The sequence below is a fragment of the Lacrimispora brassicae genome, from assembly GCF_054772055.1.
Map to the genome: position 1 here is coordinate 216027 of NZ_BRYH01000006.1, position 23324 is coordinate 239350.

Genomic DNA, 23324 nt, shown 5'->3' on the forward strand with positions numbered 1-23324 from the left:
AAAAGGCATTTTTTTTCACTCGAAGGAGGAACAATCAAATGGTAAGAGCAATCGTAGGCGCCAACTGGGGCGACGAAGGAAAAGGTAAGATCACGGATATGCTGGCAAAGGAATCGGATATCATCATCCGTTACCAGGGAGGCAGCAACGCCGGGCACACGATCATCAACAATTATGGCAAATTCGCCCTTCACCTTCTGCCGTCAGGTGTATTCTATCATCATACTACCAGCGTCATCGGCAATGGTGTGGCATTAAATATCCCGTTCCTGGTAAAGGAAATCCAGGAGCTGGTAAGCAAGGGCGTTCCCAAGCCGGATATTCTGGTTTCTGACCGCGCCCAGATTCTGATGCCGTACCACATTCTGTTTGACCAGTATGAGGAGGAGCGTCTTGGCAAGAAGTCCTTTGGTTCCACAAAATCAGGGATTGCACCATTTTATTCAGATAAATATGCGAAGATCGGATTCCAGGTCAGCGAGCTTTTTGATGAAGAAGCTTTAAAAGAAAAGGTGGAACGGGTTTGTGAAACAAAGAATGTTTTAATGGAGCACCTTTATCACAAGCCGGCCATTAATTCAGAGGAGTTATTTCAGACCCTGCTGGAATACCGGGATATGGTGAAGCCTTATGTATGCGATGTATCTAAATACCTTCATGAGGCCATCAAAGCAGGCAAGAACATTCTTTTGGAAGGCCAGCTTGGATCTTTAAAGGATCCTGACCATGGCATTTATCCCATGGTTACTTCTTCCTCCACCCTTGCGGCATACGGCGCCATCGGCGCAGGCATTCCGCCCTATGAGATTAAGAACATCACTACCGTGGTAAAGGCTTATTCCAGTGCAGTAGGAGCAGGAGCCTTTGTCAGCGAGATATTCGGAGATGAAGCTGATGAGCTGAGACGCCGCGGAGGCGATGGAGGCGAATACGGGGCAACCACCGGAAGGCCCAGACGTATGGGCTGGTTTGATGCGGTTGCATCCAGGTACGGCTGCCGGATCCAGGGTTCTACAGAGGTTGCCCTCACCGTTCTTGACGTGCTGGGATATCTTGATGAGCTTCAAATCTGCGTGGGCTATGAGATTGACGGAAAGGTCACAAAGGATTTCCCAACCACTGTAGATCTTAACAGGGCAAAGCCGGTATACACTACACTTCCTGGCTGGAAATGTGAGATCAAGGGAATTAAGAACTACGAGGACCTTCCGGAAAACTGCAGGAATTATATTGAATTTATTGAAAAAGAACTGGAAACGCCAATTACCATGGTTTCCAACGGACCTGGAAGAGACGAAATCATTTACCGCTGATAATCTGACGGGGAAGAATAAAAAATGGAGAACAAGGAAAAGAGCACCTGCTTTTTTCTGTTCTCCGTTTTTTATTGTTTTCCGCTTTTTCCGGAAGGGTCCGGATCAGCGTTGTCCCGTCTGACCATCCGGGCGGCCAATTGAGCGGCATAAAGAAGGATGGGGATAACGGCGGAAGAAATAATAGCTGCCATGAGCCAGTTTTTTGATTCCGGACTATGGGAAAAGGCGGCTATAAGGGCTATGACGTACATGGAGAGGATGATGAACAATCCTGCCATTGCCAGGAGACGTTTCCATTTCACAGAAATTACCTCGCTTTCTGAACATGTTTATTACCTACTATTATAGCCTATAAAAGGAAAAATAGAAAGAAGGCCTTTTCATTGTTCATAAAAACTTTAAATTTGAAACCTGTACTTTTCCATGGAAATATAGTAATATTTTAATTATAAAAAACGGAAGGCCTGGAAGGAGTGCAATACTCTTGAGGAAACGATGGATAGCGGCGGCAGGAATCATACTCAGCATTGGAACCATGATGACTTCCATGGCTGGGGAAGTAAAGATGCCGGAAGAGAGCGAAAGCCAACAGGCGGCAGTGCCGGACTGGCAGTGGCAGGAGGAGCCTGACGGTTGGAGATATGTTAATGGAGCCGGGGAATTTAAGAAAAACGGCTGGGGAGAAATCAACGGATATTGGTATTATTTTAATTATGAAGGATATATGGCTTCTGACTGGACAAGGATCGGCGGAATAAACTACTGCTTTTCTGAGACAGGGGAGCAAATGCTTGGCTGGTGTTACAACGATGAGGAAGAGAAGTGGCATTATTATAACGAAGACGGCACGGCTCAGAAGGGCTGGTATCAGGAGACAAACGGAAGCTGGTACTGGTTTTCCTTAAAAGGAGAGATGGCGGCCTCCGGTTATAAGAACATATCAGGGAAACGGTATTATTTCTTTGAAAACGGACAGTTGGCAGCCAATCAGTACGTCGGCCTTTTCTATATGGACGAAACCGGCCAGAGAAACAAAGAATTCGATATCACCCTTGATGGAAAGAAAACTTCTTCTTCCGTGTCTTCTGAGGCGAAAGAGGCCTTTACGGAGGCGTCCAAGAACCTCCCAAGGGATTGGGTTAAGAAGTTTACGGATCAGGGATGGGAGATTATCTATTATCCGGGAAAACAGTATTTTTCTGCTCCGATGACTGGAAGCGGCGTTTATTACGTATGCCATAAACTGGATACCAATTATAAAAAAATCAAAATATGCCAGCCGGAAGATTTGACAGCAGCTTTTGGGGAATATATCGGTTATGCCTCCGGCTGCTACGGCAGTTCCAGCCAGGATGCCACGGACCTGCATATGAGCAGAGTTTCAGTGGAGGAATTCGTGGACATCCCCGATTATTTTTCCGATGACATGAAGTTTTATTTTGGAAAGCTGGTGGCGGCTTATGTAGGGAGTTCCACTGTCAGAGAAGAGATGGAAGAGGAATCCCCTCAGGTGGCGGAGATTTTAAAAAGGATATTATATGGCCGGTAAGACGGATTAAGAAAATGGAAAGCGGCGATTAACTGCTTTCCATTTTTTGATCCATTATTCCGCCAGCTCTTCCCACAACTCATATAGTTCTTCCAGCCGCAGCCTGATGGTTTCTTTCTCGTTATTTAGCTCCAACAGCTTTGAAACATCGGTAAAAATCTCTTCTTTTCCCAGGGCTTCATCAATTTCCCCGTCCCTGGTTTCTAACTGGTGGATCTCATCCTCTGTTTTCTTTAAATCATTCTGGCGTTTGCGAAGACGGGCCTGTTCTTCCTTCTGGGCCTTCCAGTCCAGCTTGGTCTCAGAGGTGTCTTCCTGGAAAACAGACTTTACAGAAGGGGGGGCCGCATATAAATTCGTCATGATCTCTTTCTTTTCCAGATAATAGTCGTAGTTTCCGATATAATTGACCAGGGTCTGATTGGTCAGATCCAGGATCCTGGTAGCGGTTTTGTTGATGAAGTAACGGTCATGGGACACGTAAAGGATGGTTCCCGTATAATTGACAAGAGCATCCTCCAGTATTTCTTTTGATGTAATATCCAAATGGTTGGTAGGCTCGTCCAGTATGAGGAAGTTGGCTTCGGAAAGCATCAGCTTTGCCAGGGATACCCGGCCCCGTTCCCCGCCGCTTAAGTCTTTTACCCGTTTGAACACATCGTCTCCGGTAAAGAGAAAGGCAGCCAGGATGTTCCGGATCTGGGTGTTGTTCATGGAAGGATAAGTATCCTGCAGCTCATCAAACAGTGTTTTTTCCATATGAAGCACCTGATGCTCCTGGTCATAATAGCCGATATGTACCTTGGAGCCAAGAGAAATTTCTCCTTCATCCGGTTGTAAAATACCGTTTAATATTTTAAGCATGGTGGTTTTTCCTGTTCCGTTGCCGCCGATGACTGCCACCCGTTCCCCACGCTTGATTTCAAAATTAATGTTTTCAAAAAGCAGGTTCTGGGGGAATGCTTTTTTCAGCTCCCGGACGGTGAGGACATCGTTTCCGCTGATGATATTGGGCTCCAGGCGGATCCGCATTTCGTCGTTTATTTCCGATGGCTTATCCAGAATCTCGACTTTTTCCAGCATCTTTTCCCGGCTTTCCGCCCGCCGGATGGATTTCTCCCGGTTAAAAGACTTTAATTTGGCAATGACCTCTTCCTGGTGCCTGATTTCCTGCTGCTGGTTTAAATATGCTTTCATCTGGGCGTCCCGGATCATGGCCCGCTTGCCACTGTAATCAGTGTAATTTCCCTGATATGTGGCCATAAGGCCGTTATCCAGTTCAATGATCTTTGTGACCACCCGGTCCAGGAAATAGCGGTCATGAGCCACGATAATGACACTTCCGTCATAGTTGATCAGATATCCTTCCAGCCAGGCAATGGATTCCATGTCCAGGTGGTTGGTAGGCTCGTCAAGAAGGATGATATCCGGCTTGGTAAGGAGAAGCCGGCCTAAGGACACCCGGGTCTTCTGGCCTCCGGATAATGACGTGACAGGTTTATGAAATTCCTCTTCCGTAAATCCCAGACCTTTTAACACTCCTGTTACTTCGCTTTGATAGGCATAGCCGTTTAACAGCTCAAATTCGTGGTTTAAACGGCTGTAGGTGGTGAGCATGGCATCCAGATCTTCTCCGGAGGCGTGTTTCATATCCACTTCAAGCCGGCGGATCCTTGCTTCCATTTCTATGACTGGCCGCTTGATTTCCAGAACTTCCTCGTAAACGGTCCGGTTTCCGGATAAATCCTGGTGCTGTGCCAGGTAACCGATGGATTTTCCTTTGGAAACCACCACGTCTCCTTCGTCTGCCGGAAGCTCTCCCATGATGATCTTTAAAAGAGTGGATTTTCCGGCACCGTTGATTCCCACAATGGCGGCTTTTTCATGGTCTTCTATATGAAAGGAAGCGTGCTTGATCACCTGGTTGCTTCCAAATGCTTTGCTTATATTACTGCATGACAAAATCATATCTCGTTTCCTCTTTCCTGCCTGTATTTCAGGGCATAAAGGTATACCCGAAGGGTGTTTCCTCTTTCCTGCCCGTATTTCAGGGCATAAAGGTATGCCCGAAGGGTGTTTCCTCTTTCCTGCCTGTATTTCAGGGCATAAAGGTATGCCTGAATGGTGTTTCTTCCTGAATGAATATAAGGCAACAGGACTAGTATAATATAGGTCCCTCTTTTTTTCAAGGACACAATCACAAAACCTGTTTGACATTATTTTGTCATGCAGTTATAATAATCTTAGTTTGATTCTAAGTTAAAGAAGGTGAAGAAGTGTCAGAGAAAGAAATTTCCAAAGCAGTGATTACCAGGCTTCCAAGGTATTACCGGTATCTGGGCGAGTTAATGGAAGATGGAGTGGAACGTATTTCCTCCAATGAGTTAAGTATCCGAATGAAAGTGACGGCTTCCCAAATCCGCCAGGATTTGAATAATTTCGGTGGATTCGGCCAACAGGGTTATGGTTATAATGTAAAATACTTATATGCAGAAATCGGGAAGATACTGGGAATAGACAGGCAGCACAATATCGTTATCATAGGCGCTGGAAATTTAGGACAGGCAATTGCCAATTATGCGAATTTTGAAAGACGGGGATTCCTCATTAAAGGAATGTTTGATATCAATCCGCGGCTGATCGGCCTTGTGGTCCGCGGAATTGAGATTCGCAGCGTAGATGATTTGGAGCAGTTTGTAAAGGACAATGATGTTCAGATTGCAGCTCTGACCATTCCCAAGACCAAAGCTCCGGAGATTGCAGACCGCCTTGTAAGGGCAGGGATCAAGGCGATCTGGAATTTTGCCCATACGGATTTAAGCGTGCCCGATGATGTGGTTGTGGAAAATGTCCATTTATCGGAAAGTCTGATGCGGCTGTCTTACCGGGTCTGCAGTATGCAGGATAAGACCGAGGAAGAAAAGAACAAGCAATCTGAAAAAAAGGGGTAGCATGCCTGCCGGCAGATGAAGGGGAGACTCTTCGCTGCCGGTAGTTTTTCTATGACAGGGTTTAAAGCAGGAAAAAGGAAACACCCTTCGGGTATCCCTTTATGCCCAGAATGCATGGGCGGGGAAAAGGAAACACCCTTCGGGTATCCCTCTATGCCCAGAAAGCGTGGGCAGGAAAAAGGAAAGGCGGGAGAAATTATGAGATATCTGGTAACAGGAGGACAGATGAAGGAGGTGGACCGCTACACCATAGAGAATATAGGGATTCCATCTCTGGTGCTTATGGAACGGGCCGCCCTGGCGGTTACAGAAGAAGTTGTAAAACATGGAAAAAAGACGGACCGGATATGGGTCTTATGCGGAAACGGCAATAATGGGGCGGATGGAGTCGCAGCGGCCAGAATGCTGCATTTAAAAGGATACACGGTGTCTGCTTTACTTGCGGGCGGAAAGGAAAAGGGTAGCAGGGAATATGTTACCCAGATTTCCATCGCGGAGCATACTGGGGTCAGTCTGGTGGAATTTTCTGATTTCATTCCCGGCGTCTGTGATATTCTCATTGATGGACTTTTCGGCGTGGGGCTGGACCGGGAGATCCTTGGAAGATACCGGGAGATCATGGAGGCGGTTCTTCTCAGCCGGCCCAAATTTACGGTGGCAGTGGATATTCCTTCTGGAATCCATTCCGATACCGGACAGATCATGGGCATTGCTTTAAGGGCAGACGTGACAATTACCTTTGGCTATGAAAAGCTGGGGTCCATGCTGTATCCCGGCAAAGAATACTGCGGAAAGGTGGTTGTGGCTGATATCGGTTTTCCAAATGAGGGCTTAGAACGCATTAGGACAGAATATTTTACCCTGGAGCCGGGGGATGAGGAACACCTTCCAAAACGTCCGGCCTATTCCAATAAGGGAAGCTTTGGAAAAGTTCTTGTGGTGGCCGGATCTGAAAACATGAGTGGAGCCGCGTATTTAAGCGCCCTGGCTGCTTATCGGACAGGAGCAGGCTTAGTGAAAATTTTCACAGTGAAGGAAAACAGGACCATCCTTCAGACAGGGCTTCCGGAAGCCATTATCACCACCTATGAAGCCGGGGAGGCAGAAGCGGGAACAGAGGAATTTAAAAAGCTTCTGGTAAAGCAGTGTGAGTGGGCCACCGTCATTGTTCTGGGGCCGGGGCTTGGGCAGGAAAGCTATGTAAGGAATCTGGTGGAGGAAGTCCTTGCAAGTGCTTATGTTCCTATTATTCTGGATGCCGATGGGCTGGGGATCATTGCCTCATACCCGGAACTGACCAGTTATTTCACGGAAAACATCATTGTAACGCCTCATTTGGGAGAGATGGCCAGGCTTACGGGAAGCTCTGCAGAAACCATAAAGAAACATCTGGTGGCCGTTGCCAGGGAATATGCGGACCGGTTCGGCATCACCTGTGTGTTAAAGGATGCGGTGACCATTGGGGCATTAAAGGACCAGAGGACCTATATCAATGGAAGCGGAAACAGCGCCATGGCAAAGGCCGGGGCAGGAGATGTGCTGACCGGCATCATAGCCGGGCTTCTGGCTCTTGGTCTGGAAGAGTCAGATGCGGCTGCTTTCGGCGTGTGGCTTCATGGCCGCGCCGGAGACATAATAAGAGAGAAACAGGGAGATCACAGCCTTCTTGCCAGGGAACTGGCGGAAGAGATACATTCAATATGGCAGGGACAAAGGAGGTAACACCCTTTGAGGATACCTTTACGCCCGATGCCCGATGCCCGATAAAGCGGGGCAGGCCCTAAAGCGGGGCAGGCTCTAAAGCGGGGCGGGCTTTGTCCAGAAAGCATGGTTGAAAAGAGGAACAAAGAGATGAAATTATACAGCAGGGTTTATGAAACAGTGGATTTAGATGCCATTGGGCACAACATGGAGGCCATGAAGGCAAATCTAAAGGAAGGGACCAGGATGATCGGCGTTGTGAAATCCGACGGATACGGCCACGGAGCGGTTCCCGTAGCCTGGGCCATAGATCCCTATGTGTGGGGCTATGGGGTAGCCACCGTGGAAGAAGGAGTGATCCTGAGAAAGCACGGGATCAGAAAGCCCATACTGGTCCTGGGAGTGGTACCTTACGAAGGATACGGCCTTTTGGTGGAATACGGGATCAGTTGTGCAGTATTTCAGTTGAAACGGGCAGAGCGCCTTTCCAGCCTGGCGGAAAAGGAAGGGAAAAAGGCAGTCGTCCACCTGGTACTGGATACTGGTATGAGCCGGATCGGATATCCGGTCACAGAGGAAGCGGCAGATGAGGCCGTGAAAATCTGCAGCCTTCCGGGAATTTATGTGGAAGGATTGTTCACTCATTTTGCAAAGGCAGATGAAAGGGACAAAGAGGCCACGGATCAACAGTTGGAAAGGTACCAAAAATTCGTGACAATGCTTTCAGACCGCGGGATCACCATCCCAATTCTTCACTGTTCCAACAGCGCCGGGATCCTGGATCTGCAGAAGGCCAACTTTCATGCAGTGCGGGCCGGGATATCCATTTACGGCATTTATCCCTCAGGAGAGGTTGACAGGGATACGGTAAAGCTTCAGCCTGCCATGGAATTAAAAAGCTTTATTTCCTATGTAAAAAAAATTGAGCCGGGAACCTCTGTAAGCTATGGAGGAACCTTTACTGCTGACCGGGAAATGACGGTGGCTACCATCCCCGTAGGATATGGTGATGGCTATCCAAGGAACCTTTCCGGAAAAGGGGAGGTGCTTATCAGAGGGCAGCGTGCCAGGATATTAGGCCGTGTGTGCATGGACCAGTTCATGGTAGATGTGACCGGAATCCACGGGGCAGAGGAAGAGGATGAGGTGGTTTTGATCGGCAGGCAGGGGAAGGAAGAGATTACGGTGGAAGAGCTGGCCATGGCCGGCGGCGGCTTTCACTATGAAATCGTCTGTGACATTGGCAAACGGGTACCCCGGATCTACCTGGAAAACGGCCGGGTCATTGGTACGAAAGATTATTTCAATGATTGTTATGAAGGGTTTTACCGGGTCTGATAACATACTCTATGTCCAAAACATATGATAAGGTATGCGGCGGAAAAACTTAAGTGAATACACGAGTCAAAGAAGGTCAATACTAGACTTAGGCATAATTTGCTTAGTGAAGACAGGAATTGCGCAGTCTGAATCTGGCGGATTAGCCGTTCGGTGAGCCGTGAGGCAAATCGGACTTCCTAAATAATTGACGGAGTGTGAGAGTGTGATAATCAGACGTGGAGACATTTATTATGCCGATTTAAGGCCAGTCGTGGGCTCTGAGCAGGGCGGTATCCGTCCGGTTCTTATTATACAGAACGACATAGGTAACAAGCACAGCCCTACCGTAATCTGTGCGGCAATTACCTCAAGAATGAACAAGGCAAAGCTACCAACCCATGTGGAGCTGGACACAAAAAAATGCGATATGATCAAGGATTCAGTGATCCTTCTGGAGCAGCTTCGCACCATAGATAAGCAGAGGCTGAAGGAAAAGATCTGTCATATCGATGAGGAACTTCAACAGGAAGTGGACTGTGCATTAAGGGTGAGCCTGGAACTGGATACATAGTTCACCATTGGCAGAAGTTGCTTCATAAAAGCAAGGGAAGTGCAGTTTTAATTTAGCAGATTCGCCGTTCGGTGAGCCAAAGGCGAATCGAACTTCCTTGACGGATTACTGAGAAAATGGTATATTTCTAAATAGTTACAAGAAAAAATACGAATGATAATGGACAAAAGGAGTAGATTTTTAGAATGGACGATGGCAATCCGCTTATACGCGTGATTATTTTTATTGCTTTTATCGTGCTGGACGCAATATTCTATGGGTTTGGAGCGGCGATCCAAAACGTGAATACAAGCGAACTGGAGCACCAGATGGAAGAGGGTAGTGAAAAAGCCAGGAAGCTGTTACATATTGTGAACAGGCCTACCAGGTTTGTAAATACTATCCAGATCACCACCAATTTAATCGGTATGGTAACAGGGGCTTTTGTTTTGGAAGAACTGGGAGCAAGGCTGGAAACGATCTTTACCAAAGGCAGGGTTTATCCCAGCCAGTGGATATCTTTATTCAGCCTGCTGTTGGTTTCTGTTGCGCTGATTGTGCTTTTGATCAGCTTTGGCATCATTATTCCAAAACGCTGTGCGGCAAAGAATCCTGAAAAATGGGGCTATCGGATGCTGCCTGCAGTATCCCTCATCATGATACCCCTTATCCCTTTTACCTGGCTGGCAAATGTGGTGGCTTACTTCGTCTTAAAGCTTCTGGGAATTGATATGGCAACGGATAATGAGAACGTTACGGAAGAGGACATCATGTCCATGGTGAATGAGGGCCATGAGCAGGGCGTTTTAGAGGCCAGGGAAGCAGAGATGATTACAAACATCTTTGAACTGAATGATAAGGACGCCGGAGATATTATGACCCACCGGAAAAACCTGGTGGCTTTGGACGGAGAGATCACTCTCCGGGAGGCGGTGAATTTCATACTGAAAGAGGGATTTAATTCCCGTTACCCGGTTTATAATAAGGATGTGGATGACATCGTGGGGATCCTTCATATGAAGGATGCGTTGATTGCCGTAGAAAATAAACGGAATGCGTCCCGACAGATATGGGAAATTGAGGGTCTTCTCAGAGAGGCTCATTTTATTCCGGAAACCAGGAATATCGATACCCTGTTTAAGGAGATGCAGTCCAGAAAGATCCATATGGTGATCGTGGTGGATGAATATGGGCAGACCGCAGGGATCGTGACCATGGAAGACATTTTGGAAGAGATCGTGGGCAATATTATGGACGAATATGACGTGGATGAAGAATACATTGTCCCCTCAGAGGACGGTTCCTTTTGCGTCAGCGGCATGACCCCTTTAGAAGAAGTGGAAAAAACCCTGAACATTGAATTTGACGAGGAAGATTATGACTCCTATGATACCGTCAACGGCCTGTTGATTTCCAGGCTGGACCGAATCCCCCAGGAAGGGGAGGAGACGGAGGTATCCATTCGGGGATACCGTTTCAAGATCCTTCGGGTGGAGAATAAGATCATTCATACCATCCGGGTCTGGAAAGAGGAGCCGGAAGAGAAACGGGAGGAAGATCCGGAGCTTAGAAAAATGGAGGCCCATTCGGAATCCTCAGGAGAAGGTTGAAAGAAACCCAGCCTTTCCCCTTGAGTTTGTGAACCGTGTGCCCCGTTTCACCGGGCGTCAACTGAATATGTAAGTATATCCGTTTGATTCATTAGTATGCAAAAATGTAAAACAGGCACAGTTGTCAGAGATTCCCGGTAAAAGGGGGAGAATCGGCGGCTGTGCATTATTTTTTCTTGCAAGATGAAAAAAATAGTGCTAAAATAGAAAAGATGTTGATTTTTAAGAGATCATAAGGACGAAATAGAGAAAGAAAAGGAGTGTTGGAAACAATGTCAGGACATTCAAAGTTCGCAAATATTAAGCACAAAAAAGAGAGAAATGATGCTGCAAAAGGCAAGATTTTCACTATCATCGGAAGAGAATTGGCGGTAGCGGTGAAAGAAGGCGGACCAGACCCTGCAAACAACAGTAGGCTCCGTGATATTATCGCAAAGGCGAAGGCCAGCAATATGCCCAATGATACCATTGACCGCGGTATTAAGAAAGCAGCCGGCGATGCAGGTTCCGTTAATTATGAAACCATTACATACGAAGGATACGGCCCCAACGGGGTTGCAATCATCGTAGATACGCTGACAGACAACAAGAACCGGACTGCAGCAAACGTAAGAAACGCATTTACCAAAGGCGGCGGCAATGTGGGAACTCCCGGCTGCGTGTCCTTTATGTTTGATAAAAAAGGCCAGATCATCATTGATAAGGAAGAGTGTGAGATGGATCCTGACGAGCTGATGATGATTTCCTTAGAGGCAGGGGCAGAAGATTTTGCTGAGGAAGAGGACAGCTTTGAAGTAATTACCGGACCTGAGGAATTCAGCGGGGTGCGTGAAGCATTGGAAGCGGCAGGCGTTCCCATGGTGGAAGCAGGCGTTACCATGATTCCTCAGACATGGGTGGAACTGACGGATGAAGATTCCATTAAAAAGATGAACCGGCTTATGGACCTTCTTGATGTAGAGGATGACGTACAGGCCACTTACCATAACTGGGATGAATAATAGATGATAAAAGTGAGGAAAGAGCTTTGCGGCGGGCTTTCCTCACTTTTTTATTTTAGCCGATTTCCGTTAAATTCTTTACGGCGTCTTCCATTTCTTTAACAAGCTCATGGATCCTTTGATAGACGGCTCCTGAATTCTTTGAAATATCTCCGAATTCTCTGGCTACCACGGCAAAGCCCACCCCTGCTTCTCCTGCCCTGGCGGCTTCGATAGAGGCATTGATGGAGAGGATGCTTTCCATGGAAGCGACCTTCTGGAGATCGTGGGTCTTGTTTGTTACCTCGCTTAAGGATCTCTGGATTTTACCTATCTCCGAATCAAAAATATCATTTCTTTTCTGGGTGATGGTTTTTATATATTCCAGATTGACTAACTGGTTTACAACGTTTCCCAGCATTTGTGCAGAAGCCTGGATCATGTGCTCGGACCGTGCCGGGGCCGTTTTAAACTCCTCCCCCCAGGGGTCTTCATTGACGCCGGTCCCCCTTGCAGCGCTTTGGAACGTCTCTTCCTGAAGCTCCTTTGGAAACCCTCCGATGATGGCCCCCACCTTCTCCCCGTTTATGATAATGTCGGTAGAAAAGTCCGTGAGACTTACATGGGAGGACCCGGAAAAACCACTTCCTTTTGTTATGTAATTCCCCTCTGCATCCGTCACAACGGCCGCCAGGCCGGTGGATTCATAAAATTGATCCTGGATTTTCTGCAAGGCGTTTCGGTCAAGGAATTTTTTGATATCAGTCATACTCATTTTGCCGCCCTTTCTGTAGTAAAGTGCTGTACAATTATTCTATATAATATTATATAATAATGAAGGAGGAATTACAAGCAGCTAGTTGAGCCAAAGAGAAGAGAATTAGATGCACGTTATGAAAAATGGTACGGAGTTTAAGGAATGGAAGAGGTTTGAGATTATGGATAGCGGTCGATTGTACCGGGTACAAAAAGAAGATGTGGAAAAATTAAAGGAATTGCTGACAGAATGCTTTGCAGGAGATCCCCTTTATTGCAGGCTGATTCCTGACGGAAAGACCAGGAGCCGCCTGCTCCCGGAATTATTTGAATGCGATATGGAAGAATTTTTTGAGACTTGTGAAATATATGCCGACAGCCCGGAAATCAACGGGATCCTTGTAGTGGATGACGAATCCCAGCCTTATAATGCCTTTCATTACTATCTGGCGGAAGCAGCCGCCCTTTTAAAAACAGACGGCTATCTGATTAAGGAGGATCCTTCCTTAAAAACGTTCTGGAACTTTTTTCAGGGAAGGGATTATTTAAATTCTAAGTGGACGGACCAGCTTGAACAGGAGAAACGGCTGCACATCATTTATCTGGCGGTGCGGCCTGCCATGCAGCATCATGGATTATCCTCTCTCCTGTTAAAGGAGGCCATAGACTACGCAGACAGGAAGAAACTCATGATCTCCCTGGAAACACACAATAAGAACAATGTGCCGTTTTATGAGCATTTCGGTTTTAAGGTTTTCACCATTGTGGAAAAGCATCTCCATTTAAAACAGTACTGCATGGTCCGGGATATAAAATAAGTTCTAATACACATAATATGACAGGCTTTCTGTAATCTGGAAGCCTGCCTTTTTGTATAAGGCCATAGCAGGCGCGTTTTGGCCGGATACCTGTAAAAACAGCCTTTCCGGTCTTTCCGGATCTGGCAGTGAAAAGCAGGTTTCCAAAAGCAGAAGAAGACAGGCACTTCCTAGTCCCTGGTTCCGTAAATTCTCTGCAATTTCAAATCCGTAAAAATAAACGGCTGGTCCCCTAAAATCCAGATAACAGAAGCCCACCGGGCTGCCTTCCATCAAAAACGTCCACTGGCAGGGGCCTTCTTCCGGGTCATGGGTCGTAGAAAGGGTAAGAGCCTTAAAAAAGCGGCTGCTTTTTGTCAGGCCGGTTTCTGAAAGGTCAGAGGATGAAAGCTCCATTAAGTGTTCCCGGTACCAGAGTCCGGCTCCCATGGAGTCAAGAGTCCGGACCGTATCCTCACAGGTTTCATCTACAGGAAAGACCAGATCACTGTCGGCCGCATCCTTTAGGAGCTCTTCCAGAAGCAGCGTAAAATATCCCTTCCGCCTGTCTGCGGGAAGGGTATAGGCGCAGGATTCATACGCCCCGTTTTCATTAAAAAAGGCGGAAAGGGCGGATAAGAGGCCGTCTTCGTCGTATAATAAGTAAAAAGTGCAATCCTCTTCCATGGGAAAGGTGAGGGAAATATGGTCATGCTTTCTGCAGGTTTCCTGCAGGTGAAGCAGGTTGCTTATCTGGGTTTCGCTGGGGGTTTTCGTTCGTATGATATTCATGGCAGTACTCCTGGTTCGTTTTCGTATAGTATAGTTAGTATAGTTTATCTGAACTTGCAACGCAAGTGAAGATAAAAGGGGCGTTCTGTGCCCCGTCCATCCGATTATTGGAAGGGTTTTTTGCTTCCGATAATATAATACAATAAAAAAACGTGAAAATTCAATAAAATATTTTCCATATTGCTGATTGTCTCTTTGAAATATGGGTGATAGAATAAACACAAGTGAACAGTTGGAGGGATCGATTTGAAAAAGAGAGAAGAAATACCGGTTTGCGATACCTGGAACCTGGCGGACATTCTGCCGTCAGAGAGTGCTTGGGAGGATCTGTTCCGTGAAACAGAAAGCTCGCTTTCAGGTTATAAGCGTTACGAAGGACATCTGGCCGATTCCGGCGAGATGCTTTTTTCCTGCTTAAGGTTTGACGAGGAGATGTCCCTGAACATAGAAACATTGTTTGTCTACGGAAAACAGAAATCCGATGAAGATACGGGCAATGCCAGATATCAGGAATTTTCCTCCAGGGCAAAGTCCCTTTCTTATGAGGCGGCCGGGCTGTCCTCCTTTTTAGTACCGGAAATCCTGGCCATACCCCAGGAGACCCTTTCTGAGTACCGGAAGAATACGCCTGAGCTTAAGCGTTACGACAGGACCTTTGAAATTATCTTAAAGAAAAAGGCCCATACTCTGTCAGCCCCTATGGAAGCCCTGCTGGCAAAGTCCATGGAAGCCACCTCCGGCTCTTCGGAGATCTTTCATATGTTTAACAATGCTGATGTGAAATTCCCCGAAATCATGGATGAAAAGAATCAGCCCATAAGGATCACCCATGGAAATTATATTGCACTCATGGAAAAGCAGGACAGGAGTGTGAGAAAGTCCGCATTTGAAGCTCTGTACGGCGTCTACGGGCAGTTTGTCAATACCCTGGCAGCCACCTTTTCTTCCAATATAAAACAGGCGGCCTTTTATGCCAAGGCAAGAAATTATCTTTCAGCCAGAGCCCATTCCCTTGGGGAAAATGAGATTCCGGAGGACGTGTATGACAATCTTATAAAGGCGGTTCATGAGGAACTTCCCTTTCTCCATGAATATATATCCATCAGAAAAAAGGCCCTTGGAGTAGAAGAACTTCATATGTATGACCTTTATGTGCCCCTGGTTTCAAGGGAAGAACGTAAAATCACCTTTGAAGAAGCAAAGGCCATGGTTCTGGAAGGCCTTAGACCTTTGGGGGAAGAATATTTATCTCTTTTAAGAGAAGGGTTTGATAACCGGTGGATCGATGTATATGAGAATGAGGGAAAGCGCAGCGGTGCTTATTCCTGGGGAGTTTACGGGATCCATCCCTATGTGCTGTTAAACTTTAACGGGACATTGGACAGTGTTTTCACCCTGGCTCATGAGATGGGGCATGCCCTCCACAGTTGGTTTTCCGATAAAAACCAGACTTATGTTGATGCAGGCTACAAGATCTTTGTGGCAGAGGTGGCTTCTACCTGCAATGAAGCACTGCTCATCCGGCACTTATTGGAAATTACGTCAGATAAGAAGGAACGAGCCTATCTTGTAAATCATTTTATGGACAGTTTCCGGGGCACTCTTTACCGGCAGGCCATGTTTGCAGAATTTGAAGCGGAGACTCACCGCCGGGCAGGGGAAGGCGAGGTTCTTACCGGGGAAGTCCTTTGCAGGATATACCAGCGGCTGAATCAGGAATATTTTGGCCCGGATATGGTGGTTGATCCGGAAATCGGTTATGAATGGTCCAGGATCCCCCATTTTTATACACCGTTTTACGTATACCAGTACGCTACAGGTTTTTCGGCAGCCATTGCCATCAGCAGCAGGATTCTCAAAGGAGATGAGAATGCGGTCAAAGGCTATTATGAATTTTTAAGCGGCGGAAATTCCATGACTCCCATAGACCTTTTAAAGCTGTGCGGCGTTGACATGGGGACGGCAGAGCCGGTAAAGGATGCGTTGAAGGTATTTGCCGGACTTTTGGAGGAAATGAGCCGGCTTATTTAGGTCTGATTGTTGGATAGAGGAGAGGGGAGCAGGTATGAATCTGTATCAGATGATATTTAAAAGAAGATCCATCAGGAAATTTAAGAAGGAACCGGTGCCGGACCAGTTGATAAAGGACATTCTTTTTTTCGGGGAAAATGTACCAAGGCTTCATGGGGATATTCAGATCAAAATGGAGATAAGTGAAAATCTGGATGACCATCTGCCTGTCAAGGGGCTGTGGAAGGTGGAAGCTCCTTATTACCTGGTATTTTATTCCGAGGAAAAGGAAGGATATCTGGCAAATGCAGGATATGTAATGGAACATGTTCTTTTGTATATGACAGGAAAGGGGCTTGGAACCTGTTATCTGGGAAACACCAAGGTTCCGGAGCCTGGGCCGTCAGGAATGAAGCAGGTGATCGTAGTTGCCTTCGGCTATCCCAAGACCCTGCTTTACCGTGACCCTGCAACGGCCAAGCGGCTTCCTTTAAAGGAATTGTGCGTGTTTAAGGAAGAAGCCGGGGAATCCATGAAGAATATTTTAAGGGCTGTCCGCCTTGCTCCGTCGGCCATGAATACCCAGCCCTGGCGTTTTATCATATATCATGACAGAATTTATGTTTTTTCCTGCAGGGAATTTCTGCCGTCGTCTGCTCTTGCATCCATGCGGGAGATCGGCACAGGGATCATGCTTTCTCATCTGACCATTGCTGCGGAAGAAATGTGGATGAATGTGAAGCTGGAAGCAGAGAAAGCCATGGAGAAAAAGTCTTATAAAAGCGGTGCCTATGTGACTACGGCATTTTTTAATGAGTATAAAGTCTGATCAACTTCTTTTACTGGTACAGACAAAAAGGGAAGGTCCTCTATTTGAGACCTTCCCTTTTTGTCCATGTTCAACAGGTGTTTTATTCAATGGTGATGTAGTGGTTTTCCTCAATCTGCTTTGGAGCTTCTTTTGGTACGACCAGCTTTAAGATGCCGTTTTCAAAGGCCGCCTTGATATCTTCCTGCCTTAAGCCGGAGCCTACATAAAAGCTTCTTTTCACAGAGCCGCTGTAGCGTTCCCGGCGGATATAATTTTTCTGGTCCTTTACTTCGTTTTCGGAAACAGTGTCCGCGTAAATGGTCAGATATCCTTCTTTTAATTCGGCCCGTACATCTTCCTTTTTATATCCCGGAAGCTCCATTTCAATGACATAGCTGGTTCCGTCATCCTCAATGTCTGTCTTCATGAGAGCCTGTCTGTTGTGATAGGCATCCGTGAAAAATGGATCATTGAAAAATTCATCAAATAAGTTGTTTCTTCTGGTTAATAACATAAAAAGTTCCTCCTTTTTTGAATTATTTATATGCCACCGGTATTTCCGGTGTCTTTTTGTTTGTTATACATGTAATATAACACACGTTATCAGCACTGTCAAGAGGTGAGTGCTAATTTCTTATAAGTGATGAGCCGAAGGAATACACTTGCATATTCCTTTAACCAATGCCGCGTTAACGAATAAAAAAGAGAGAAATCCCCATTGAATGTGGGAACAAGAGATGGTAGAATAACCATGTTTGTTAAAAAGAAAGTTGAAAAAACACCCTGCGGGTATACCTTTACACCCGATAAAGCGGGGTGGGCACTGCCCAAAGAGCATGGGCGGAAATGAGGAAACACCCTGCGGGTATACCTTTATGCCCAAAGAGCATGGGCGGAAATGAGGAAACACCCTGCGGGTATACCTTTATGCCCAAAGAACATGGGCGGAAATGAGGAAATCATTCATGAAACGGGAAATCCATTGGAAAGAGATATCAGATGGAAAATTATATGGTTTAAACGATATGGTAAAGGCGGACTGCGGTGACTGCACGGGCTGTTCGGCCTGCTGCCAGGGGATGGGGCAGTCCGTCATCCTGGATCCCCTCGACTGCTTCCGGCTGACAGAAAATCTCCGCTGTACCCTGGAGGCGCTGCTGGATCATAATCTGGAGCTCAATGTGGTGGATGGGATCGTACTTCCCAATTTAAAAATGGGAGGAAAAGAGGAAAGGTGCGGGTTTCTGGATCATGAGGGACGATGCGGGATCCACAGCTTCCGTCCCGGTGTCTGCCGTCTGTTTCCCTTAGGGCGGATCTATGGAGAACAGGGGTTTCAATATTTTCTCCAGGTACATGAGTGCAGGCGGGAAAGCAGGGCTAAGGTAAAGGTGCGCAAATGGATCGATACCCCTGATGTAAAAAGGTATGAGAAGTTTGTGTCTGACTGGCATTTCTTCCTGAAGCGGCTGGAAGGAAAGATTGAGGAAAACGGGGACCAGATATATGCAAATAAGGTCAGCATGTATGTTTTAAAACAGTTCTATCTTACGCCTTATGACAGGGAGCAGGATTTTTACGATCAGTTTGGCAAAAGGCTTGAAGCCAGTTCCTTCTTATGATAGAATTGGAAAGAATAGAGAAAAACAAGGGCGAAGAGATCCAAGGAGGAAGCTATGATCAGGCAGTTAATAGACAAAATTCAGAAAACAAAGGCACCGATCTGTGTAGGTTTGGACCCGATGTTAAACTATATACCGGAGCATGTAACAAAGAGGGCGTTTGAAGAATTCGGTGAAACCTTAGAAGGCGCTGCGGAAGCTATCTGGCAGTTCAATAAAGAAATCGTTGATCATGTATATGATCTGATCCCATCCGTTAAGCCTCAGATCGCCATGTACGAGCAGTTTGGCATCGAAGGCCTGAAAGCGTATACAAAGACTGTAAACTATTGCCAGGAAAAGGGGCTTTTCGTCATTGGAGATGCTAAGAGAGGAGACATTGGTTCCACCTCAGCCGCTTATGCTGCGGCTCACATCGGCCATGTGAAGGTTGGAAACAAAAGCTTTTCTGCTTTCGGTACAGATTTCCTTACGGTCAATCCTTATTTGGGGACCGATGGCGTGAAGCCCTTTGTGGATGTGTGCAGGGAAGAGGACAAGGGCCTTTTCGTTCTGGTGAAAACCTCCAATCCTTCCAGCGGGGAATTCCAGGACAGGCTGATCGACGGAAGACCATTGTACGAGCTGGTTGCAGAAAAAGTGGTTGAATGGGGAGCGGACTCCATGGATGGCGTTTACAGCAATGTAGGGGCTGTTGTGGGAGCTACTTATCCGGAGATGAGCAGGATTCTCCGAAAGCTCATGCCCAACACCTATTTCCTGGTGCCTGGATACGGCGCCCAGGGGGGAACGGCAGAGGATTTAAAGCCCTGCTTTAATGAGGATGGCTTAGGAGCCATTGTAAACTCCTCCAGAGGAATCATTGCAGCTTATAAATCTGAAAGCTACGCCCGGTTTGGCGGGGAGCATTTCGGTGAAGCCTCCAGACAGGCGGTCATTGACATGGTTTCCGATATCAACAGGGTATTATAGGAGAGAGGTAATGGCAAAAGTTAAGGAAAACGCAGTGGTTGCAAGCCAGACATGGCTTGGCGATGATGTATACAGTATGTGGATCGAGACAAAAGAAATTACTGCCCAGGCAGCGCCGGGACAGTTTGTTGACTTATATACAAAGGATGGATCAAAGCTTATGCCCCGCCCTATCAGCATTTGCGAGATTGATAAGGAAAAGGGTCTTTTAAGGCTGGTATACCGGGTCGTTGGAGGGGGAACGGAAGAGTTTTCCCATTACAAGGCAGGGGACACCATTGAGATCCTGGGGCCCTTGGGCAATGGATTTCCACTGGAAGCCGGAGAAAAAGGGAAAAAAGCTTTTTTGATCGGCGGGGGAATCGGGATTCCTCCCATGCTGGAGCTGGCAAAGCATTTGCCTTGTCAGAAGCAGGTGATTCTTGGATACCGGGATGCCTTGTTTTTAAATGAAGAATTCTGTCCCTATGGGGATACCTATGTTGCCACTGAGGATGGAAGCGCCGGAACAAAGGGAAATGTCCTGGATGCCATCCGGGAGCATGGCTTAAAAGGGGATGTGATCTTTGCCTGCGGTCCTACTCCCATGCTTAAGGCGCTTAAGGCTTATGCTTTTGAAAATGAAATGGAATGTTATCTTTCTTTAGAGGAAAAGATGGCCTGCGGCATTGGGGCCTGCCTTGCCTGTGTCTGTAAAAGTTCCCAGGTAGATGAACATTCCATGGTCAATAACAAGCGTATCTGCAAGGATGGTCCGGTATTTAAGGCTGAGGAGGTAGAATTTTAGATGAATACGAAAGTGAATCTGGCCGGAGTGGAGCTTAAGAATCCGGTTATGACTGCTTCCGGCACCTTTGGTTCCGGTGAGGAATACAGCGAGATGATCAATTTGAATCATTTGGGAGCTGTGGTTACAAAGGGTGTGGCCAATGTGCCATGGCCTGGTAACCCGACGCCCAGAATCGCGGAAACCTACGGAGGCATGATCAATGCCATCGGCCTGCAGAATCCGGGAATGGAGGTCTTCATTAAGAGAGACATTCCGTTTTTAAAGCAGTACGATACGAAAATCATTGTCAATGTCTGCGGAAAGACCACAGAGGATTATATCCAAGTTGTGGAGAGGCTGGCAGATGAGCCGGTGGACATGCTGGAGATCAATATTTCCTGCCCCAACGTCAAAGAGGGAGGAATTGCCTTCGGGCAGGATCCAAAAGCAGTGGAAGCCATAACAAGGGAAGTGAAAAAGTATGCAAAGCAGCCGGTTATTATGAAGCTGAGTCCCAACGTAACGGACATTGGGGTAATGGCAAAGGCGGCTGAAGCCGGAGGCGCAGATGTGCTGTCCCTTATTAACACCTTAACCGGTATGAAAATCGACATTAACCGCCGCACCTTTGCGGTGGCCAATAAAACAGGAGGCTTATCAGGCCCGGCCATTAAGCCCATTGCGGTGCGCATGGTATATCAGGCGGCCAATGCGGTAAAACTTCCCATTATCGGCATGGGCGGAATTATGAATGCAGAGGATGCAGTGGAATTCATTCTGGCAGGAGCTACGGCTGTTTCCGTGGGAACGGCCAATTTCCGGAATCCCTATGCAGCGGAAGAGGTAGTCAGTGGCATAGAAGATTATATGAAGAAATATCAGATCGAAAACATCAGGGAACTGATAGGGGCTGTACGGTAATCCCATGATTTTGAATAGAGAGGATAAAAAAATGGAACAGTATAAGCAGGAATTTATTGAATTTATGGTGGACAGCAATGTCCTGAAATTTGGCGACTTCACACTGAAAAGCGGAAGAAAATCTCCGTTTTTTATGAACGCAGGCTCCTATGTGACAGGGGCACAGCTTAAAAAGCTGGGAGAATATTATGCAAAGGCCATCCACGATAATTTTGGGGATGATTTTGATGTCCTGTTTGGACCTGCTTATAAGGGGATCCCATTAAGCGTTGCCACTTCCATTGCCTTTCATGAGCTGTACGGAAAGGAAATCAAATACTGCTCAAACAGAAAAGAGGAGAAGGATCACGGCGGTGATGCAGGCATCCTTCTTGGAAGCCCCATTAAGGATGGAGACCGGGTTGTGATCATTGAGGATGTGACCACCTCGGGAAAATCCATTGAAGAGACCTTCCCCATCATCAAGGGCCAGGGAAATGTGGAGATCTTAGGACTTATGGTTTCCTTAAACCGTATGGAAAAGGGAAAAGGAGACAAGGGAGCCTTGGATGAGATTCAGGAAAAGTATGGGTTTAAAGCGGCTGCCATTGTTTCTATGGCAGAGGTCATTGAACATCTGCATAACAGGGAGTACGATGGAAAGGTTATGATCGATGATGCCATCAAAGGGGCAATTGACGCTTATTACCAAGTCTATGGCGTAAAATAGCCCCTTCCAGGGATACCTTTATACCCAAAGAGCATGGGCGGGAATAAGGAAACCCCTTCCAGGGATGCCTTTATGCCCAAAGAACATGGGCAGGAATAAAGAGACCCCTTCCAGGGATACCTTTATGCCCAAAATGCATGGGCAGGAATAAAGAGAGGAGAGTTTGATATGGAAAGAGTTTATAAGACGATGAGAAATATTGGAGCCTTAAACATTGCTGTTGGGATTGTAGTGACCGTGATCGGACTTGCAGCCGGAACCGTATCAATTATAAACGGAGCGCTTCTGCTGAAGAGAAAATCTGAAATCACATTTTAACTGTTATTATTGGAGAGGATGCTGCTAAAAGGGTGTGGCTTTATGCAGCCTCTCCCTTTTTCCGCGTATAGATGGAGCTGTTATGATTAAAAATACGACTAAACGGCAGAAAATGGGTTGGGTAATCTTCATATTTTACCTGATCTTTTTGGCATACTTTTTATTTTTTTCCGATTATTTTGGCAGGGGCAGCCATGCTCAGGAGGAATATGCATACAATCTGACCCCATTTAAGGAAATACGGCGTTTTATCATTTACCGCCATGTGGTTGGAATGGAGTCCTTTCTGCTGAATATCGTAGGCAATATTGTGGGCTTTATGCCCTGCGGTTTCTTTCTTCCTGTCATCAGCCGCAGGAGCCGCCGCTGGTTTAATACGGTGCTGTTAAGCTTTCTCTTCAGCTTAAGCATCGAGACCATCCAGCTTGTTTTCAAGGTTGGCAGCTTTGATGTGGATGACATGATACTGAATACACTGGGAGGTATCTTAGGGTACATCCTGTATAAAATCGTTCAGCACATAAGAGTAAGAGTTAGGAGGAAAAGGCGTGCAAAAGCAGAAAAGAGTGTCCTACATTAGAAAGTCCTTTGCAAAGCGAAGCTTTCTCTCTCTGGGACTTGCGATTGGGGCATTGGCCCTCGGGATCATCGGAATTGTCAGCTCTGTAATGGCAGAAGGCCAGGCACAGCTTAATGTGGCGGCCGTCTGCTTCTGCAGCCTGATGATTTCCGTTTTTTCACTGATTTACGGTGTCCTTTCTTTTTTTGAAAGGGAAAAAAAATACATACTGTCTAAGATTGGGATGGGGATCAGTTTGAGCCTGATCATTCTTTGGGCAGTTCTCATCATTATAGGAATAAAGGGGTAAA

The 23324-nt window shown here is 46.6% G+C and carries 24 protein-coding genes; 19 read left to right on the plus strand and 5 right to left on the minus strand.

The features are described from left to right. Positions 1-38 precede the first annotated feature (38 nt). On the plus strand, positions 39-1313 hold the full coding sequence (locus ACYVD3_RS04120) for an adenylosuccinate synthase (RefSeq protein ID WP_460641237.1): 1275 nt from the start codon (positions 39-41) through the stop codon (positions 1311-1313). Positions 1314-1384: 71 nt separating this feature from the next. Here the strand turns inward: ACYVD3_RS04120 and ACYVD3_RS04125 are convergent, their stop codons facing one another. Beyond that, the gene (locus tag ACYVD3_RS04125) at positions 1385-1618 is read right to left on the minus strand and encodes a hypothetical protein (protein WP_460641238.1); all 234 of its coding nucleotides are present in this window, start codon (positions 1616-1618) and stop codon (positions 1385-1387) included. 182 nt (positions 1619-1800) lie between these two features. Here ACYVD3_RS04125 and ACYVD3_RS04130 point away from each other — a divergent pair, with 182 nt between their 5' ends. Beyond that, positions 1801-2865 (plus strand): cell wall-binding protein, encoded by a 1065-nt coding sequence (locus ACYVD3_RS04130; protein ID WP_460641239.1) that lies wholly within the window; start codon positions 1801-1803, stop codon positions 2863-2865. 54 nt (positions 2866-2919) lie between these two features. Here ACYVD3_RS04130 and ACYVD3_RS04135 read toward each other — a convergent pair whose 3' ends face one another. After that, positions 2920-4833, minus strand: a complete 1914-nt coding sequence (locus ACYVD3_RS04135) for an ABC-F family ATP-binding cassette domain-containing protein (protein WP_460641240.1) — start codon at positions 4831-4833, stop codon at positions 2920-2922. Between the two features lie 308 nt (positions 4834-5141). Between ACYVD3_RS04135 and ACYVD3_RS04140 the strand changes: the two genes are divergently transcribed. From ACYVD3_RS04140 to ACYVD3_RS04165, 6 genes are all read left to right on the plus strand, one after another. Next, on the plus strand, positions 5142-5816 hold the full coding sequence (locus tag ACYVD3_RS04140) for a redox-sensing transcriptional repressor Rex (protein ID WP_460641241.1): 675 nt from the start codon (positions 5142-5144) through the stop codon (positions 5814-5816). 198 nt (positions 5817-6014) lie between these two features. After that, positions 6015-7538 carry an NAD(P)H-hydrate dehydratase gene (locus tag ACYVD3_RS04145; protein ID WP_460641242.1) on the plus strand — a complete coding sequence of 508 codons (1524 nt, stop codon included), beginning with the start codon at positions 6015-6017 and terminating at the stop codon, positions 7536-7538. Between the two features lie 129 nt (positions 7539-7667). After that, complete coding sequence (gene alr, locus ACYVD3_RS04150; RefSeq protein WP_460641243.1) at positions 7668-8855, plus strand: alanine racemase; 1188 nt, start codon at positions 7668-7670, stop codon at positions 8853-8855. A 205-nt stretch (positions 8856-9060) separates the two neighbouring features. Continuing rightward, positions 9061-9408, plus strand: a complete 348-nt coding sequence (locus ACYVD3_RS04155; protein ID WP_054740115.1) for a type II toxin-antitoxin system PemK/MazF family toxin — start codon at positions 9061-9063, stop codon at positions 9406-9408. 185 nt (positions 9409-9593) lie between these two features. Beyond that, positions 9594-10997 (plus strand): hemolysin family protein, encoded by a 1404-nt coding sequence (locus ACYVD3_RS04160; RefSeq protein WP_460641244.1) that lies wholly within the window; start codon positions 9594-9596, stop codon positions 10995-10997. A 272-nt stretch (positions 10998-11269) separates the two neighbouring features. After that, the gene (locus ACYVD3_RS04165) at positions 11270-11998 is read left to right on the plus strand and encodes a YebC/PmpR family DNA-binding transcriptional regulator (RefSeq protein WP_460641245.1); all 729 of its coding nucleotides are present in this window, start codon (positions 11270-11272) and stop codon (positions 11996-11998) included. Between the two features lie 55 nt (positions 11999-12053). Here ACYVD3_RS04165 and ACYVD3_RS04170 read toward each other — a convergent pair whose 3' ends face one another. Beyond that, positions 12054-12746: a PocR ligand-binding domain-containing protein gene (locus ACYVD3_RS04170; protein WP_460641246.1), complete on the minus strand. Its 693-nt coding sequence runs from the start codon at positions 12744-12746 to the stop codon at positions 12054-12056. 169 nt (positions 12747-12915) lie between these two features. Here ACYVD3_RS04170 and ACYVD3_RS04175 point away from each other — a divergent pair, with 169 nt between their 5' ends. Beyond that, positions 12916-13551: a GNAT family N-acetyltransferase gene (locus tag ACYVD3_RS04175; protein ID WP_460641378.1), complete on the plus strand. Its 636-nt coding sequence runs from the start codon at positions 12916-12918 to the stop codon at positions 13549-13551. A gap of 3 nt (positions 13552-13554) precedes the next feature. Here ACYVD3_RS04175 and ACYVD3_RS04180 read toward each other — a convergent pair whose 3' ends face one another. After that, positions 13555-14322 carry a GNAT family N-acetyltransferase gene (locus ACYVD3_RS04180; RefSeq protein WP_460641247.1) on the minus strand — a complete coding sequence of 256 codons (768 nt, stop codon included), beginning with the start codon at positions 14320-14322 and terminating at the stop codon, positions 13555-13557. Between the two features lie 246 nt (positions 14323-14568). On the opposite strand from ACYVD3_RS04180, the gene pepF reads away from it, so the two are divergent. After that, entirely contained in the window at positions 14569-16353 is a 1785-nt protein-coding gene (gene pepF, locus ACYVD3_RS04185) for an oligoendopeptidase F (RefSeq protein ID WP_460641248.1), read from the plus strand. A 34-nt stretch (positions 16354-16387) separates the two neighbouring features. Further along, the gene (locus tag ACYVD3_RS04190; RefSeq protein ID WP_460641249.1) at positions 16388-17161 is read left to right on the plus strand and encodes a nitroreductase family protein; all 774 of its coding nucleotides are present in this window, start codon (positions 16388-16390) and stop codon (positions 17159-17161) included. Between the two features lie 82 nt (positions 17162-17243). Here ACYVD3_RS04190 and ACYVD3_RS04195 read toward each other — a convergent pair whose 3' ends face one another. Next, positions 17244-17657 carry an Hsp20/alpha crystallin family protein gene (locus ACYVD3_RS04195; protein WP_460641250.1) on the minus strand — a complete coding sequence of 138 codons (414 nt, stop codon included), beginning with the start codon at positions 17655-17657 and terminating at the stop codon, positions 17244-17246. A gap of 451 nt (positions 17658-18108) precedes the next feature. Between ACYVD3_RS04195 and ACYVD3_RS04200 the strand changes: the two genes are divergently transcribed. The 8 genes from ACYVD3_RS04200 to ACYVD3_RS04235 all read left to right on the plus strand — a co-directional run bounded on the left by ACYVD3_RS04200 (position 18109) and on the right by ACYVD3_RS04235 (position 23323). After that, positions 18109-18765 carry a YkgJ family cysteine cluster protein gene (locus ACYVD3_RS04200; protein WP_460641251.1) on the plus strand — a complete coding sequence of 219 codons (657 nt, stop codon included), beginning with the start codon at positions 18109-18111 and terminating at the stop codon, positions 18763-18765. Positions 18766-18819: 54 nt separating this feature from the next. Next, on the plus strand, positions 18820-19737 hold the full coding sequence (pyrF, locus tag ACYVD3_RS04205) for an orotidine-5'-phosphate decarboxylase (protein ID WP_460641252.1): 918 nt from the start codon (positions 18820-18822) through the stop codon (positions 19735-19737). A gap of 10 nt (positions 19738-19747) precedes the next feature. Next, positions 19748-20524: a dihydroorotate dehydrogenase electron transfer subunit gene (locus ACYVD3_RS04210; protein ID WP_460641253.1), complete on the plus strand. Its 777-nt coding sequence runs from the start codon at positions 19748-19750 to the stop codon at positions 20522-20524. Then, positions 20525-21427 (plus strand): dihydroorotate dehydrogenase, encoded by a 903-nt coding sequence (locus ACYVD3_RS04215; RefSeq protein ID WP_460641254.1) that lies wholly within the window; start codon positions 20525-20527, stop codon positions 21425-21427. A 31-nt stretch (positions 21428-21458) separates the two neighbouring features. Next, positions 21459-22136 (plus strand): orotate phosphoribosyltransferase, encoded by a 678-nt coding sequence (gene pyrE / locus ACYVD3_RS04220; protein ID WP_460641255.1) that lies wholly within the window; start codon positions 21459-21461, stop codon positions 22134-22136. Positions 22137-22304: 168 nt separating this feature from the next. Beyond that, on the plus strand, positions 22305-22454 hold the full coding sequence (locus ACYVD3_RS04225) for a hypothetical protein (protein ID WP_013272290.1): 150 nt from the start codon (positions 22305-22307) through the stop codon (positions 22452-22454). An 82-nt stretch (positions 22455-22536) separates the two neighbouring features. Beyond that, positions 22537-23034, plus strand: a complete 498-nt coding sequence (locus ACYVD3_RS04230; protein WP_460641256.1) for a VanZ family protein — start codon at positions 22537-22539, stop codon at positions 23032-23034. After that, on the plus strand, positions 23003-23323 hold the full coding sequence (locus tag ACYVD3_RS04235) for a calcium:proton exchanger (RefSeq protein WP_460641257.1): 321 nt from the start codon (positions 23003-23005) through the stop codon (positions 23321-23323). Before ACYVD3_RS04230 ends, ACYVD3_RS04235 begins: the two co-directional genes overlap by 32 nt. Position 23324 lies beyond the last annotated feature (1 nt).